The following is a 14,100-nucleotide window of genomic DNA, read 5'->3' on the forward strand; positions in this document are numbered from 1 at the left end:
CGTCACTTGGCCGTGTTGACGCGGCCGATGTCCACCAGTTCTGTCACGCCGGCCATGTCGAGACGTTTGCTCAAGGCCCCGCTTCCCTGCTTCAGTTTCAGGACCATTTCTTCGGAATAGAGCGGGACAACCGAGTAAAAGTTGATCACCCGGTCCGGCAGTCGCAGTTTTTGAAGTTCCGGCGGGAACATCAGCGGTTGGTCAATCATCCATCCCGCGAAACCGGTGTTCTCCGCCAGTGGTTGCGGCGGGTCGCCGTTCGGAATGGTGTGCCCGAGACCCAGCCAGGCTTGGTGCAAATGCGGCAACCGGGCGATCTTCTTCAACCAGCGCACCGGCCAATAGTTTTCCTCTTGTTGAAACGCCTCCGGAGAAAACGGCCAATCCGGCGGCAGGCACAACAACAATTCGGCATACCGAAGTTCCGGCAGCAACCCAAGATCTTCCGGATTCTCCAACGGCACTCGCATCGGGCGTTCGCTCATCCCGCAGGTGACCAGCGTGATGAAATCTTTCCCGTCGGACGGGGGAACAATCATCACATCGATCTGCACGCCTTCCCAAGCCCGCTCCTGAAAGACATTGGCCACCGGGCCGACATGTTTGGTGACATGCTCCCCAATCGCGTTCACAATCGGATCTTCATCGGATTCAACCGTCTCGGCCATCGCATCTCCGGTTCGTACTAAATGCGGGAACTTCCACGGTCAATCGTATTCGACTTTAGGGATGCGTGGGAAACGCGCATCCACGCTTGGAGTCAACGATGAATAACCAAGGGTTGTTATGAAGATTTACGGGAAGATTTTGAGAAGATGAATTTGCCAATAAATATCAAAAATTCAAACAATAATCATTGTTTATGCTTAAAAAAAAGGGCAGAGAGATTGAACCCGAAACCGTCGCCCACTCAGTCTCGAATCCGTGAATTCTCTCTGCCCATCAGTGAACACAAGTTATTCACTTGTGTAAAGAGATGGTATCCCGGCGTGGAATCACTTGCAAGAAAAAAACGGAAATAATTTGCGAGATTAACGCAGGATTTGGGAACTTTTCACTTCATCTTGTTCGTGCCAGACAAATTGTCTTCCGCAACTCTCGGCGGGGGCAAGGTTTCGGGATTTGTCATGGAGGACGGCCCCGCATTGGAAATATTCATTCCCCAAGCCCCATAAGGTTCCAAAAATCGCCATTCGGCGGGCAACGGAGTCACCCGTCGGGGAGTATTTCGCGGGGCAGAGAATGGTTTCACCAAAGGTTGTTTCGGCTCAATAAGCCGGCCGGGCATCTCCACCCCCATCGCAATGAGGCATAACTCTCGTTCCATGACCTCAATGGTAATCGCATGCGTCGGAATCGAGGACCGGTGGGCGTTTTCGGCGACCACCAATTCCCCATGATCCGCCGGGGTGAGACCGAACAATGAGTCGTTGCCCCGGATGGTGATCACATGCCCGGCCGGGAAGTCATCACATCCCTTGTGGTGAGCGGCCGGTTCCAAAAACACCAAGAGTTCGACGGCAATCCCCGCCTTCCGGGCCTCGACGGCAAGCTCGGCCGCCGGAACGGCCCCGGTGTCGTACCCGGCAATGGCAAACCGGGCCGCCGGGCAATGGGCCGCGATTTCCCTCATCTTTTCGGCGAAGTAACTCAGGTGAGGTGATTGCCCGAAATATGTTTTCTCAAACCCCATGTGGATGAGGTGATCCCGCAATCCGCACGTGTGACCGGAATCAAACGGATCAAGCGTGCCGAAAACGAACGTGTAGACGCAGTTTTTCTGCTCGGGCGGGATCTCGTCAGACGGCCGCCACAGGGGACGTTCCACTTCCGGCGGCATCGACCGAAACGCAATACATCCGGTGAACATTGGCACGAGGCCAAGAAGCGTAATCCAGCACCGACGAGGCATGGTCGGCCTCCCAAAGGGAACGAGCAATCGTCAACGCCCTTGTTTTCGGCAGGATCGGCAAAACCGCTCAAACCTGATCATTCGGAATATGAAGAAGCCGGCCGAAGCGGGGAGACGGGTTCGGGTTGGCGGGACGGGGAGGGTTGGGCAAAGACCGCAGACGGGAAAATATTCAAGCGAACTCGTCTTCCCAATGGAACCAAACGGTGCGGACGGACCAGGCCCAGAGAAGAATCACCAAGAGGGTATCCCAAGGATGATGATCGTCGGCGGAGGCGGCGACCATTCTCCCCGCCCGTCCGAAATGAACCGTGAAATGGATGGATTGGGGAACCAACATATTCTCGTTGAGGTATGTGAACCCCACAAAGATCACCGCCCATGACGCGATTGGCCATGATGAATACCGCAGGAACCGCCCCGGACGGGCAAGCAGGACCATGACCGCAAAACCAACCACTTGCGTGTCGTAATACATGAAGCGGTACGTCGCCAACCAACCGGCAAACAAGGCGATGGCCGGGCCGGGACCATGCAGAAAATCACTCAATCGCCGCCGCCAGGCGACGAACGACGTTACGAGTACGACAAACCCCCAGATTCCCCAGCCAATCCAAGCCACCGCAGGCCGGTCGTTGATGGCATGGCCGTCCTCCCCGAACACGAGCAAGAAGCGGCGAGGAATGCCAAACACGTCCCGGCTCAAAAAGATCCAGTTTTGATCCGTGTTGTAAATATCCGCCGCGAGCTTCCCGACCGCCAGCCAGTTCTTCCAGCATTCGACACCGACCACCGGCAGCGTGGCGACGATCAAGAACACCCCCGTGGCCCCCATGGCGGCAAGCATTCGCCATTGCCGCAGGAAGACCAGCGCCCCAAAGAAACTCATCGCCCAGACCGGCTTGAAGGCCAGCAACCCCCAGACAATTCCGGCCAAAACCGGTCGTTCCCGAGTTCGCAAGGCCCATCCCAGCGACAGCAACATCACGGTCATGGCGCTGTTCTGCCCGAGATCCAATCCGGCCCTGGCCCCCGGATATGCCAAAAGCATGGTGGTGGCGACGGGCCACCACCATCTCCCTTCGGACATCACCCGCACTCCCCAACCGGCGGCGAACAGACAGGCCAGCATCAGGCCCTGCCAGATCCGGTAAGCCGTTTGGGGATTGTTCACGCTGGCGATCGGAGCCATCACGAAGGCATGAATCGGCGGGTAAAGCGGCCCGGCGATCGTTTCGTCCGGCGAAGTGGGGTACCAGTTAACCAACCGGACCGCGTCCCGGTCAATCGAATAGGGGACATCGCGGGTCTCCGGGAAAAAACCGGGAAAATACTCCCCGGCCATCTCCCGTTCAGCCTCGCGCGCAAAACGTCCCGCCGCCGGGACAACCACGCCCGCGAGACGTTCCCGGGCGACTTCCAAATGCCGGTCGCGCACGTAAAGCTCCCGCCCGTGCCCCTCCAAAAGCAACCGGCCAAACATGTACTGGCCGCCAAAATCGATTTGCATGTGTCCGTAATTGCCATCCGGCCGGCTGGGATCCTCAAAGTTTTCCCACGCCTGCTGGCCGCGTTGGGCCACAAGCGTGGCGAGAACCAGCCACGCGAAAATCATTCGCGTGCGGGTCCAGCCCAGACTGCCATCATCGTTGTGAAGTTGCATTAACTGGAGGGGGAATGGGGTCGGTGGCGGGCGGCGTCGAACTTGCGACGGCCGGTGGGTTTCCAACCGGCGGGGGGTTCGTAGCCCATCGGGTCGAATTCCCCGGTTTCCGCCCAGTTTTGTGCGATGTCGCAGCAGAGGGTGATCATCCGTTCCACCTCTTGCCGGTAGGGTTCCATCTCCCAGACATCCAGATTGGGGGGAACATGGATCGGATGACCGGAGACGCCGCGAACTCGGCCAAACGGCAGGGGGACCGCGAACCGGTCCCAACTTCCGGCCCGCCAATACCGGCGATAACCGGATCCAAAGGGCACGATGGGAATCCCGGTGACAGAGGCCAGATAAATAATGCCCAGCCGACATTGCCGCCGTGGTCCGCGGGGGCCGTCCGGAGTCATGGCCAAATGCCGGGTTCCTTCGCGGATCATCGTGAGGAGGCCATTCGCCCCGCCGCGGGTCGATGAACCACGAATCACCCCCATGCCAAGGCGCTTCACCACTTGGGCGATCAATTCGCCGTCTGCGTGTGTTCCGATCAACACGGAAGTGTCCGGACGGGCGCACACATAAGCCGGCGTCAGCAAATGTTCGTGCCAAAAACCGAAAATGAACCGGGAATCTCCGAGGATTTCCGGCCGGTCATTGCTCGCGAAGACCGTCAGCGGCCGATAGGCGAAACTCATCGTGCTCATCCACCACCGGAGCAAGACAGCGACGACGCTCGCCACTCCGGCGATGAGCTTGGGATTGCGAATCTTCAATTTCCGGCTCTTTTGGTCAGGTGATTTTCGGTGACCGACTTCTCGAAGACTGGCTCACTCGCCCATTTTTTGGCGGCACTCATCAAGAATGGCCTTCGTGGCGGTCGCCCCGACACGGGTGACCCCCAAGGCTCGAACGGCCAGCACCCGTTCATAGGTTCGCACGCCACCGGCGGCCTTCACCTGAACATGGGCCGGGGAATGTTTCCGCATCAAGGCCAGGTCGTGGTCCGTGGCTCCGCTCTCGCCGTAGCCCGTCGAGGTCTTCACCCAATCAACCTGGAGTTCGCCGCAAATTTTGCAAAGCTCGATCTTATGCTCGTCCTGAAGGAAACTATTCTCAAAAATCACCTTCACCTTCGCCCCGTTGCGGTGGGCCGTCTCCACCACGGCGGCGATGTCATCCCGCACGAAGACATATTCCTTGGAAAGCACTTTGCCGATGTTCACCACCATGTCGAGTTCAACGGCCCCGTCGGCCATCGCCGCCTCGGCCTCGGCGACTTTGATTTTGGTGAGATGCCCGCCGTGGGGGAAACCGATCACGGTGCCGACCAGCACTCCGGACCCTTTGAGCCACTCGGCCGCTTTCGCCACCCCGTAAGGCTTGATGCACACGGAGGCCACTTGGTATTCCCGGGCCAATTGACAGCCTTTTTCCAAATCCGCGTCGGTCAGGTTGGGTTGTAACAAAGAATGATCGAACATTTTCGCCAGATCAGCCAGTTTGAAATCGGCCATCGCACCAACCTCCTCTTCAATAGATGTCACATATTCTCGGGATGTCCGGCGAGGCGGACAGACTGAGTGCGATTATTGTTCAATGGCTGGAAAATTCATGTCTCAGATGAAGATGATTGGTTCCGTTGACCATTGAACTTCCGCAATCTAACTTCGATTATCGCTTGCGCGTGAAAGATTGTCTGGAACATTGTGCGGGACCGTACATGACTTGGTTTTCTCGCTCGGGAACGATCCAACACCGTCTCTCGCCGCTCGCCCGGTTGAGTCTGGTGTCCGTCTTGCTGTTTCCGGCGGTTTTGCTGGTTTCATCGGTACTGTGGGTTCGGCACACCCAATCCGCCCTCCCGGCGGCTTTGATCGGCTTGGGCGTCCTGATGGCCCTGACGTCGTTCGTCATCATCACCCGGTGGGGAACCTCGCAGGTGATGAGCGGCAAATTCCTGTTGTTCTTTTACCTTGTGGCCTACACCGCTCTTCGTTTCATCGAACCGGATCTCACGAGTCCGTGGTTCCACCTTGTGCTTTCCCTCTGCCTGCTCACCCCGGTGTGCGTCTTCATGTACCGGGAACTGACGGCAACCGGCGGCAATATTCGGAGGGCCAAATTCCTGCTGGGAGGCATTATCCGACGCGAGGAATGGCCGGATCGCTATGAGGACATCCGCCAGATCCCTGAAATTCGCCATCTGCGGGAAGTCTTGCGGGAAAACCCCTCCCCGGCGTTGACATTTCTGAGCCATCCAAACCCGAAAATCCAGGCGGCCGTGCTGACGGCCCTCGAATTTCAGCCCTCTTGGCGCAAAGATCAGGCTGATGCCGTGATTCACCGGGCGAATTTCACGGACGAACCCCTCGTGCGAGCCGCGGCCGTCATGGCTCTGGCTTGTGTCAGCAAATCCCGCCATCTGGCTTGTCTGGTTCCGTTTCTTTCGGATGATTCCGCCGAGGTCCGCCGGGCCGCCGGAATCGCCCTGCTTTGGGACGCCCGCACTCGGTGGAATGATCTCCGCAGCCACATACGGACGGCGTTAGCCCAGCCACACGCCGGAAAGGACGGGGCGTTGCCCTGTAGCGGGACGTTGCCGGTGACAGCCATCCACGATCTGCTCATGTGGGCCGGCGAGACGGGGACGGTCGGAAAGCGGGCAACTCAAACCTTGCTGCGACACTGCAAAAAGACGATTGAGGAAGACGGCTCCCCCGAGGCCATCGAGCGAATGGTGTCGATGCTGCAAGATCCGAAAGTGATGCCCTCGATTCGCGTGGAAATCGCCCACCGATTGCAGAACACGTCCCATCTGGCTCCGGAAGTGGCCGTGAAGTTGTTAAGCTCCAATCAGCCGACGATGCTCCGGGTGATCGCGGCCGGGGCGATGCTGAGCCAGCGAGAAGACTCGCGGGCCGTGGACGTCCTGCGGGACGCCGCCCGGCAGCCGAACCGGGAAATCGCCCTGGCGGCGGCCGTCATTATTCAGAAGTTCCTCGGCGTGGACATGGGTCTGCCGATGGGCAACGAATTGCCAAACCCCAACAGCCGGATTGCGGCCGAGGTCACTCGTCGCGTGATCAAATGGTCCGCCGGTGAATTCGGCCAGTCGGCTGTGGACACCCCGGCCGAGGGCATCCCGGTTCCGGGATGGGATGATTAATCAAACCTGAAAAACCGTCGGCCACAAAGACGCAAAGACCACGGCAAATTTCATCGAGAAGCTGAAAGAAACGATGTCTTTCCCTGCTCGGTGAAATTTGCCGTGGTCCTTGTGCCTTTGCGGCCGGCGTTATTTTTCAAGGCGAAGAAGTTGATTCCAAAAACACATCCAGCGAATCGCCCGTGAACACAACAATGTATCCCACGTCGCCCCGGATAGCGTCCGGCATCACTGCGACTTGGTAGCCCAATTTGCTCTGGAAGACTTGGTCTTCCGGATTGAGAGTCTTCCAGTTGAACGTCCGATCGCTCACCACATAGACCTTGGCGTGGGAATTCTTGCGGAGGTTCCGAAAATACAGCATCGGCACCTCCCGCCCCTGCAGGTCGGACATGCTCGCATCCGCTAATTGTCCGAGATCAAAGGCCCGTTGCGGGTTGAACCGCAAACCATGCTTCGCCAAGACGCGGGCCACTTTTTGTTCGGAAGTCTGCTCTTCCAACGCCAGCACGGTGTCCGCGCGCAATGTCGGCGCGGTTTGGATTTGAAACGCCACATATCCGCCAAACCCCAACACCAAGGCCGCCGCCGCCCCGCCAAGCGTGATGGCCCGGTGACGGAACCAAGTCCCGCGATCAGCGGCGAGGCTGTCGGCGATTTTCCCCCGCAGAGTGGCGGGAATCGGGACGGCCAGCATCGCTTTTGCCACCCGGCCGTCAAAGGCTTGTTCGTCGCGCAGCCGAGCGGCGCAGGCCGGGCAGGCCGCCATATGGGCATCGAGCGAGGACATGTCTTCGGGGTCCAGTTCCGCCTCGCGACGTCCGAAGAACGTCAGCATCAGTCGAGCGGTTTCACAGTCCATTGGTCGCCTCGTCTCTCGGGTCGCCCGTCGGGGTTCCGGGCCTCAGCCGGTCCTTCAGGAACGCCTTGCCTCTGGCCAGCCGTGACATCACCGTGCCGATGGGAAGATCCATCTGTTCAGCGATATCACGATAGCTCATTTCCTCAAAGTAAAACAAGATCACCGGGGTTCGGAAACCTTCCGGAAGGTCATTCAACGCCCGTTGCAATTGCTCCGGGCCGATTTCCGGATCAACGGCGCCGGTTCGCTCCGGAACATCGCCAACGGCATCCAGGGACACCGCCTTGATGTTTCGGTCAGCCCGAATCCGTTGCAGATAGGCATTCCGCAGAATGGCGAAAAGCCAGGGCCTTGCCCGATCAGGATCACGCAGTTGGGCGATCTGCGTCTGGGCCTTGCAAAACGCCTCTTGCGTGAGATCCTCGGCATCGGCCGACGATCCGCTGAGGCGCATCGCATATCGGTACAACGATTCGTAATGTTCATCGACGAGAAGGGAGAGTCCCCGTCGATTGGAAGCACCCATGGGCGCACCATCCTCAATAACCACATGATGAGCGGAAGGGAGGTTTTATTCCCCGTCCGACCGAAAAAGAGCGAAATTCACCACTTGCGCCGAGAATGGAGCGTTCCAGGGCGGTCGCAAAAGAGTATTCCCGGGTCCGGCGGGGAAATTTTTCAAATTCCCGGGAATAAAGAGACGTGGTTCGTATCCATATTGTCGTGAAACCTCCCGAGTGGGAGGAAATGTGCGACCCCCGCACAACTGTTCGAGACTCTCCTTACCTTAATGGATGACCCAATGAAGAAGATTTTCGCGATGATGGTTGTCATGAGCATGGCCGCCATCGGCTGTGACGACAAGAAGCCCACCTCGGCCAAGCCGACCACCACCTCCACCACGAAGACCGAAACGACCACCAAGACGGAAGTGAAGCCGGAAGTCAAGCCGGAAGTCAAGCCGGAAGTCAAGCCGGAAAAGGGGCCGGCGATTGAAGCCCCCAAGAAGGATAAGGACGGGAAGTAATTATTTCCCCGTTTGGTTCGGCTCTCCAAAGGGATGAGCCGATTGTTTTCGCCAGCCCTTAACCGCACACGTTTGCGTGTAACTTTTCTCACCACTTGTTGAAGGGATTTTTCAAATGAAGAAGATTCTGAGCCTGTTCGTTGTCGCCGGTGCCATGTTCACCTTGGTTGGTTGCGACGACAAGAAGCCGACCACCGCTGCCAGCACTGGCACCAAGACCTCGAGCGAAACCAAGAAGACCGAAGAAACCAAGAAGACCGAAGCCAAGACGGACAAGTAAGTTCTTCTTTTGAGTTTCTTGCTCAAGGCTGACGGTCCTTCATTGGTCCGTCGGCCTTGTGGCGTTTTTAACCATTCCACTCTCACCCTTCCGTGGTTCGATGATGAACCCATCCATCCCTGATCTGCTGCGTGACCTAGTCTCGCGGCCTTCCGTCAACCCGATGGGACCGGATCTGCGGGGCCATCCGTATCTCGAAGCGGGAGTGACCGCTTATCTTGAAGATTATTTTCGAGCGTTAAACGTCCCTTTCACACGTCAGTCTGTGGCTCCGGAACGGGAAAACATTGTCGCCCGATTCGAGTCCCCCGGCGCGACCCGGACGATCCTCTGGGAAGTCCATCAGGACACTGTTCCCGTGGTGGGCATGACCATCGACCCGTTTGCCGCTGAAATCCGGGACGGCAAGCTTCATGGTCGCGGGGCGTGTGATGTCAAAGGCGGCATGACCGCCATGCTAACGGCGTTTACCCGGTTGGTGCGAGAACGTCCGGCCGGGGCCGCGAATGTGATTCTGGCCTGCACGGTGGACGAGGAACATACCTTCCTCGGCATCCAAGAATTGATGAATCAGGGAATCAAGGCGGACTTTGCCATCGTCGCCGAGCCGACGCTGTTGCAGATTGTCGATGCCCACAAAGGCGTTGCCCGCTGGAAACTCCGCACGGAAGGCCGGGCCTGCCACAGTTCGAGACCCGATCAGGGGATCAACGCGATTTACCGGATGGGGCATGTGCTGGCGGCCATCGACCAATATGCCGCAGAACTGGCCGTCACCCCGGCCCATCCCCGGCTTGGTCCTCCAACCCTGAGCGTCGGCCGGATCGAGGGAGGGGTGAGTGTCAACACCGTGCCGGACTCCTGTGTAATCGAGATCGACCGTCGGCTCATCCCCGGCGAATCTGGTCAGGGGGCAAGAGAACATTTCATCAACCGCGTCCGCGAATTGACGACGGTTCCCTTTGTGTGCGACCCGCTGTGGATGGCCTGCCCCGCCTTGGACCCATCGAACTCGGATACCGTTCGGCAACTGCTCGGCCAGGCCATTGATGCCGTGGAGGGATCACACGAGGTATTGGCCGTTCCCTTTGGCACAGACGCTTCGACCGTGACCAATGCCGGAATCCCCGCCGTGGTCTTCGGCCCCGGTGATATCCGGCAGGCGCACACCAAAGATGAATGGATCGAACTGGCCCAGATCGAACGAGCCGCAGAGATTTTGTTCAAGCTGGCCACCATCTAAAAATGACACGGTGACACGGTGAGAAAACCAAGAATTATCCGGTTTTTTTCACCGTGTCACCATGTCACCGTGTCACCGTGTCATCTTCTCCCTTGGCCGTCACCCGGTTTACCGGCTAAAACGTGAACAAGACCAAGGAGACACGCTTGCGGTATTACCCTTCCTTTGAAGAATTTTGCCAACTCGCCACCGGGGCCACCGTCGTCCCGGTTTACCGGCGACTGCTCAACGATTCCCTCACGCCAGTGCATGTCTTTTGGCAATTTCAACACGAGAAATGGGCATTCCTCTTTGAAAGCGTGGTCGGCGGCGAACGACACGGCCGCTACAGCTTTGTCGGCGGCAAGCCCTTCCAGCACATTGAGGCTTATGACCGCCATGTCATTCTGACGACGGCCAAGGGGGATCGGCACGAATTCGACACGCCGGACCCTCTTCGCAAACTGGAGGAAATCCTGACGGCCTACCACGCCCCACACGTGCCGGGATTGCCGCGGTTTTGCGGCGGGGCCGTCGGCTATGCGGGTTACGACACGGTGCGTTATGTGGAACGCCTGCCAAACGCCCCGGAAGATGACCGGGGCTTGCCGGACCTTTCGTTCGCCCTTTACGACGAGATGGTGGTGTTCGACCATGCGAACAAAACCCTGATGGCCGTGGCCCACGCGAACATCGACCACCATAACCTGAAGCGTTGTTACGCGGACACCTGTGCCCGCGTGGATCGCATGGTGGAAAAACTCCTTGAACCGGCCGCCCCGGTCCAGTTGCAGGACATCGAGCTTCGCGGGCCGATCACCGTGCCGCACCAATCGAACTTCACCCCCGATGCCTTCAAGGCGGCCGTGGTGAAGTGCAAGGAATACATCAACGCCGGGGATATTTTCCAAGTCGTCCTCAGCCAGCGGTTCCAAACCAAAACGACGGCCAACGCCTTCGACATCTACCGAGCTTTGCGGGCGGTCAATCCCTCGCCGTTTATGTTCTTCGTGAAGACACCGTCCTGCACGCTCGTCGGCGCGTCCCCGGAAATCATGACGCGGGTGGAAAACAACGAAGTGACCATCCGCCCCCTCGCCGGGACCCGCAAGCGGGGAGCCACGCCGGAAGAGGACAAGGCATTGGCCGAGGAACTTCTCGCCGACCCGAAGGAGCGGGCCGAACATATCATGCTGGTGGACTTGGGCCGAAATGATGTCGGCCGGGTGGCGAAGTTTGGCAGCGTGCGCATCAGTGAATTGCTGACCGTCGAACGATACAGTCATGTGATGCACATTTCCAGCACCGTCACCGGCGAACTGGACGCGGGCAAAACCACCTTTGACGCCCTGCGGTCGTGCCTGCCAGCCGGGACGCTCTCCGGCGCCCCGAAAATTCGGGCAATGGAGATTATCGACGAACTTGAACCCCATCGCCGGGGACCATACGGCGGGGCCGTTGGTTACGTGGACTTCACCGGCAACATGGACACCTGCATCGCCCTCCGCACGATGGTGATTCAGGGGGACACGGCCTACATCCAAGCCGGTGCTGGTTTGGTGGCCGACAGCGACCCGGAAGCCGAGTATCAGGAAACCGTGAACAAGGCGATGGGACTGATGCGAGCGTTGGAGATTGCGGAAACTCAGTTGAAATAGCAGGAGCAACTCATGGCGGAACCCGTGGTCGTGGCGACGTGGCCCTTCGGCAAAACGGCCGTGGAAGTCGCTTCCAAACTCCTTCTCCAAGGCAAACCCCCGCTCGATGCCGCTCTGGCCGGGGCGCAAGCGGTCGAAGATGACCCGGCCGTTCAGTCTGTGGGGTTTGGCGGCATTGGCAACGCCATCGGCACGGTGTCGCTGGACGCCTGCGTGATGGATGGCAAAACGCTGGATTGCGGGTCCGTCGCCGGGGTGGAGAACATTCGGCATGTGGCCGCGCTGGCCAAAAAGGTGTATGAGAAGACGCCGCATATCATGCTCGTCGGCAAGGGGGCCGAGTGGTTTGCCCTGCAAAACGGCTTCCAGTTGGAAACGCTGCTGACACCGGAAAGCGTCGCCGAGTGGTACAAAAAGCGGCCGGCAAAGAAACTGGAAACCAAAGGGCACGACACCGTGACGGTGTTGGCCAAGGACTCCAAAAATCTGCTCGGCGGGGTTTGCACCACATCCGGCCTCAGCTACAAACTGCCCGGCCGCGTGGGTGATTCCCCGTTAATTGGCTCAGGCTTGTACGTTGACGACGAGGCCGGAGCCGCCGGAGCCACCGGGGTCGGCGAGGAAATCATCCGCATCGGCGGCAGCATGTTCATCGTCGAGCAAATGCGGGCCGGAAAAACCCCGCAGGAAGCCGTGGAACTCGCCATCGCCCGGATCATCAAAACAGCCACCCGTCGCGGCAAACACCCGGCCAGCGTGGCCTTCATCGCCCTCGATCCGAAGGGAAATGTCGGGGCCGCCTGCACGACAGGAACGGACTTCAAGTATGCCGTCGCCCGTGGCGAAAAGATCGAACTACTTCAAGCCAAGGAATTCTGAGCAAAATTTGTCCTCGCCCGGCCAATATGTGGCCGGGATTCGGAGACCCAAATGCGTTCTCCTATTGATTTGCTCGATTCGCACGATCCAAAATTGACAGCATCTCGAATGGAACGCGCTTTGCACACTTCTACCAACCCGCTACTCACCGCAAGAGGATGACTCTGTGAAACGATTCTTGTTCCCGCTCGTGGCCCTTGTGATCGCCGGACCGGCGTTCGGCCAGGCAACCGGTCCGACCGCGAAAGAAGTGAAGGATCTCGCCGACAAGGGCTATGCCTTTTTCAAGGGCCGGCAAAAGGCCGATGGCAGTTTTGAACCCGCCCGTGGCGGCCCCGGCACGACGGCCCTGATCGCGGCCTCCCTCATCCGGCATGGCTACGGCCCGGAAGATCCCGTCGTGTCCAAAGCCCTCGCCTACATGGAAAAGAACGTCCAGCCGGACGGCGGGATCTACAACAAATTCTTGGCGAATTACACGACCTGTATCGCCCTCATCACCTTCAAGGAAGCCAATAAAGACGGCAAGTACGACAAGGTGATTGCCGATGCCGCCAAGTTCCTCAAGACCCTGCAACAGGGGGGGCCGGAAGATGCTCAAGCCTTCGGTGGCGTGGGCTACGACGCCGCTTCCCGGCCGGACGTGTCCAACACGCATTTCTTTGTGGAAGCTTTGGTCGCCGCCGGCTTGCCCAAGGATGACCCGGCCATCAAGAACGCTTTGGTGTTCTTGGGCCGTTGCCAGAACCTGCCGGGTGAATCCAACAAGATGGCCTTTGCGAAGAAAGCCACGGCGGCGGACAAAGGCGGCTTTGTCTACAACCCGTTCGACGCCGACAACGCCAAGAGCAACAAAAAGACTCCGGAAGGCGGCCTCCGCTCCGAAGGGGGCATGACTTATTCCGGCTTGAAGAGTTTCCTGTACGCGGGAGTTGACAAGAAAGACCCCCGCGTGGCGGCGGCCTTGAAGTGGATCGGCGAGCATTACACAGTGGACGAAAATCCCGGCATGAAAGATTCGGGCCTTTTCTACTATTACCACACATTTGCCAAAGCGATGGCCGCCAACGGCGAAGACGTGTTCACGGATGCCAAGGGCAAGAAGCACCCGTGGAAGGCCGAATTGTTTGCCACCTTGAAGAAGCAACAAAAAGCCGACGGCAGTTGGGCCAACAGCAACGGAGCCTTCCTCGAAAACGCCCCGGAACTGGCCACTTCCTTCGCCTTGCTGGCGATCAGCTACACGACGCCGGCCACTACTAAATAACTCGCCTTGAATGACCAATGACCAATGACCAATGACCAAACCGATTGTGTCTTGGTCTCATTGGGGCAAGTGAACAAATCCTGATTGGTCATTGGTCATTGGTCATTGGTCATTGGTCATTGGTCATTGGGGCATTATGCTAGTTCGTCGGCAGTGAATACTTGTGTGGCCTG

Annotated in this window: 14 protein-coding genes; 7 read left to right on the forward strand and 7 right to left on the reverse strand. The window is 58.5% G+C overall.

Annotation, left to right across the window (positions count from 1 at the left end; all coding sequences use genetic code 11):
* Positions 1-2 precede the first annotated feature (2 nt).
* The 5 genes from BGIM_RS54870 to deoC all read right to left on the reverse strand — a co-directional run bounded on the left by BGIM_RS54870 (position 3) and on the right by deoC (position 5,080).
* Positions 3-668, reverse strand: a complete 666-nt coding sequence (locus BGIM_RS54870) for a suppressor of fused domain protein (protein WP_020475109.1) — start codon at positions 666-668, stop codon at positions 3-5.
* A 386-nt stretch (positions 669-1,054) separates the two neighbouring features.
* Positions 1,055-1,912, reverse strand: coding sequence for a hypothetical protein (locus BGIM_RS0139415; protein WP_157369775.1), 858 nt, complete (start codon positions 1,910-1,912; stop codon positions 1,055-1,057).
* 172 nt (positions 1,913-2,084) lie between these two features.
* Positions 2,085-3,575, reverse strand: a complete 1,491-nt coding sequence (locus BGIM_RS0139420; RefSeq protein WP_020475111.1) for a glycosyltransferase family 87 protein — start codon at positions 3,573-3,575, stop codon at positions 2,085-2,087.
* A complete protein-coding gene (locus tag BGIM_RS54875; RefSeq protein WP_020475112.1) occupies positions 3,575-4,339 on the reverse strand; it encodes a lysophospholipid acyltransferase family protein in 765 nt (254 codons plus the stop codon). The genes BGIM_RS0139420 and BGIM_RS54875 overlap by 1 nt, the downstream gene beginning before the upstream one ends.
* A 54-nt stretch (positions 4,340-4,393) precedes the next feature.
* Positions 4,394-5,080 (reverse strand): deoxyribose-phosphate aldolase, encoded by a 687-nt coding sequence (gene deoC / locus BGIM_RS0139430; RefSeq protein ID WP_020475113.1) that lies wholly within the window; start codon positions 5,078-5,080, stop codon positions 4,394-4,396.
* A gap of 206 nt (positions 5,081-5,286) precedes the next feature.
* Between deoC and BGIM_RS0139435 the strand changes: the two genes are divergently transcribed.
* Positions 5,287-6,732 carry a HEAT repeat domain-containing protein gene (locus BGIM_RS0139435; protein ID WP_157369776.1) on the forward strand — a complete coding sequence of 482 codons (1,446 nt, stop codon included), beginning with the start codon at positions 5,287-5,289 and terminating at the stop codon, positions 6,730-6,732.
* A 136-nt stretch (positions 6,733-6,868) separates the two neighbouring features.
* Here the strand turns inward: BGIM_RS0139435 and BGIM_RS0139440 are convergent, their stop codons facing one another.
* The gene (locus BGIM_RS0139440) at positions 6,869-7,594 is read right to left on the reverse strand and encodes a zf-HC2 domain-containing protein (RefSeq protein ID WP_020475115.1); all 726 of its coding nucleotides are present in this window, start codon (positions 7,592-7,594) and stop codon (positions 6,869-6,871) included.
* Positions 7,584-8,120, reverse strand: coding sequence for an RNA polymerase sigma factor (locus BGIM_RS0139445; protein WP_020475116.1), 537 nt, complete (start codon positions 8,118-8,120; stop codon positions 7,584-7,586). Before BGIM_RS0139445 ends, BGIM_RS0139440 begins: the two co-directional genes overlap by 11 nt.
* 276 nt (positions 8,121-8,396) lie before the next feature.
* Here BGIM_RS0139445 and BGIM_RS0139450 point away from each other — a divergent pair, with 276 nt between their 5' ends.
* The 6 genes from BGIM_RS0139450 to BGIM_RS0139475 all read left to right on the forward strand — a co-directional run bounded on the left by BGIM_RS0139450 (position 8,397) and on the right by BGIM_RS0139475 (position 13,927).
* Positions 8,397-8,621, forward strand: a complete 225-nt coding sequence (locus tag BGIM_RS0139450; RefSeq protein ID WP_157369777.1) for a hypothetical protein — start codon at positions 8,397-8,399, stop codon at positions 8,619-8,621.
* Positions 8,622-8,736: 115 nt separating this feature from the next.
* On the forward strand, positions 8,737-8,901 hold the full coding sequence (locus tag BGIM_RS64030; RefSeq protein ID WP_020475118.1) for a hypothetical protein: 165 nt from the start codon (positions 8,737-8,739) through the stop codon (positions 8,899-8,901).
* Between the two features lie 100 nt (positions 8,902-9,001).
* Positions 9,002-10,144, forward strand: a complete 1,143-nt coding sequence (locus BGIM_RS0139460) for a M20 family metallopeptidase (RefSeq protein ID WP_029631577.1) — start codon at positions 9,002-9,004, stop codon at positions 10,142-10,144.
* A 146-nt stretch (positions 10,145-10,290) separates the two neighbouring features.
* Positions 10,291-11,781: an anthranilate synthase component I gene (gene trpE / locus BGIM_RS0139465; RefSeq protein ID WP_020475120.1), complete on the forward strand. Its 1,491-nt coding sequence runs from the start codon at positions 10,291-10,293 to the stop codon at positions 11,779-11,781.
* Positions 11,782-11,793: 12 nt separating this feature from the next.
* Positions 11,794-12,660 carry a N(4)-(beta-N-acetylglucosaminyl)-L-asparaginase gene (locus BGIM_RS54880; protein WP_020475121.1) on the forward strand — a complete coding sequence of 289 codons (867 nt, stop codon included), beginning with the start codon at positions 11,794-11,796 and terminating at the stop codon, positions 12,658-12,660.
* A 166-nt stretch (positions 12,661-12,826) separates the two neighbouring features.
* A complete protein-coding gene (locus BGIM_RS0139475; protein WP_020475122.1) occupies positions 12,827-13,927 on the forward strand; it encodes a prenyltransferase/squalene oxidase repeat-containing protein in 1,101 nt (366 codons plus the stop codon).
* Positions 13,928-14,100: the final 173 nt, after the last annotated feature.

Source organism: Zavarzinella formosa DSM 19928 (assembly GCF_000255705.1).
Taxonomy (GTDB): domain Bacteria; phylum Planctomycetota; class Planctomycetia; order Gemmatales; family Gemmataceae; genus Zavarzinella; species Zavarzinella formosa.

Bases quoted from the DNA above. Each gene is read 5' to 3' on its own strand.
- BGIM_RS54870 (WP_020475109.1), bottom strand. From the start codon at position 668: ATGGCCGAGACGGTTGAATCCGATGAAGATCCGATTGTGAACGCGATT.
- BGIM_RS0139415 (WP_157369775.1), bottom strand. From the start codon at position 1,912: ATGCCTCGTCGGTGCTGGATTACGCTTCTTGGCCTCGTGCCAATGTTC.
- BGIM_RS0139420 (WP_020475111.1), bottom strand. From the start codon at position 3,575: ATGCAACTTCACAACGATGATGGCAGTCTGGGCTGGACCCGCACGCGA.
- deoC (WP_020475113.1), bottom strand. From the start codon at position 5,080: ATGGCCGATTTCAAACTGGCTGATCTGGCGAAAATGTTCGATCATTCT.
- BGIM_RS0139435 (WP_157369776.1), top strand. From the start codon at position 5,287: ATGACTTGGTTTTCTCGCTCGGGAACGATCCAACACCGTCTCTCGCCG.
- BGIM_RS0139440 (WP_020475115.1), bottom strand. From the start codon at position 7,594: ATGGACTGTGAAACCGCTCGACTGATGCTGACGTTCTTCGGACGTCGC.
- BGIM_RS0139445 (WP_020475116.1), bottom strand. From the start codon at position 8,120: ATGGGTGCTTCCAATCGACGGGGACTCTCCCTTCTCGTCGATGAACAT.
- BGIM_RS0139450 (WP_157369777.1), top strand. From the start codon at position 8,397: ATGAAGAAGATTTTCGCGATGATGGTTGTCATGAGCATGGCCGCCATC.
- BGIM_RS64030 (WP_020475118.1), top strand. From the start codon at position 8,737: ATGAAGAAGATTCTGAGCCTGTTCGTTGTCGCCGGTGCCATGTTCACC.
- BGIM_RS0139460 (WP_029631577.1), top strand. From the start codon at position 9,002: ATGATGAACCCATCCATCCCTGATCTGCTGCGTGACCTAGTCTCGCGG.
- BGIM_RS54880 (WP_020475121.1), top strand. From the start codon at position 11,794: ATGGCGGAACCCGTGGTCGTGGCGACGTGGCCCTTCGGCAAAACGGCC.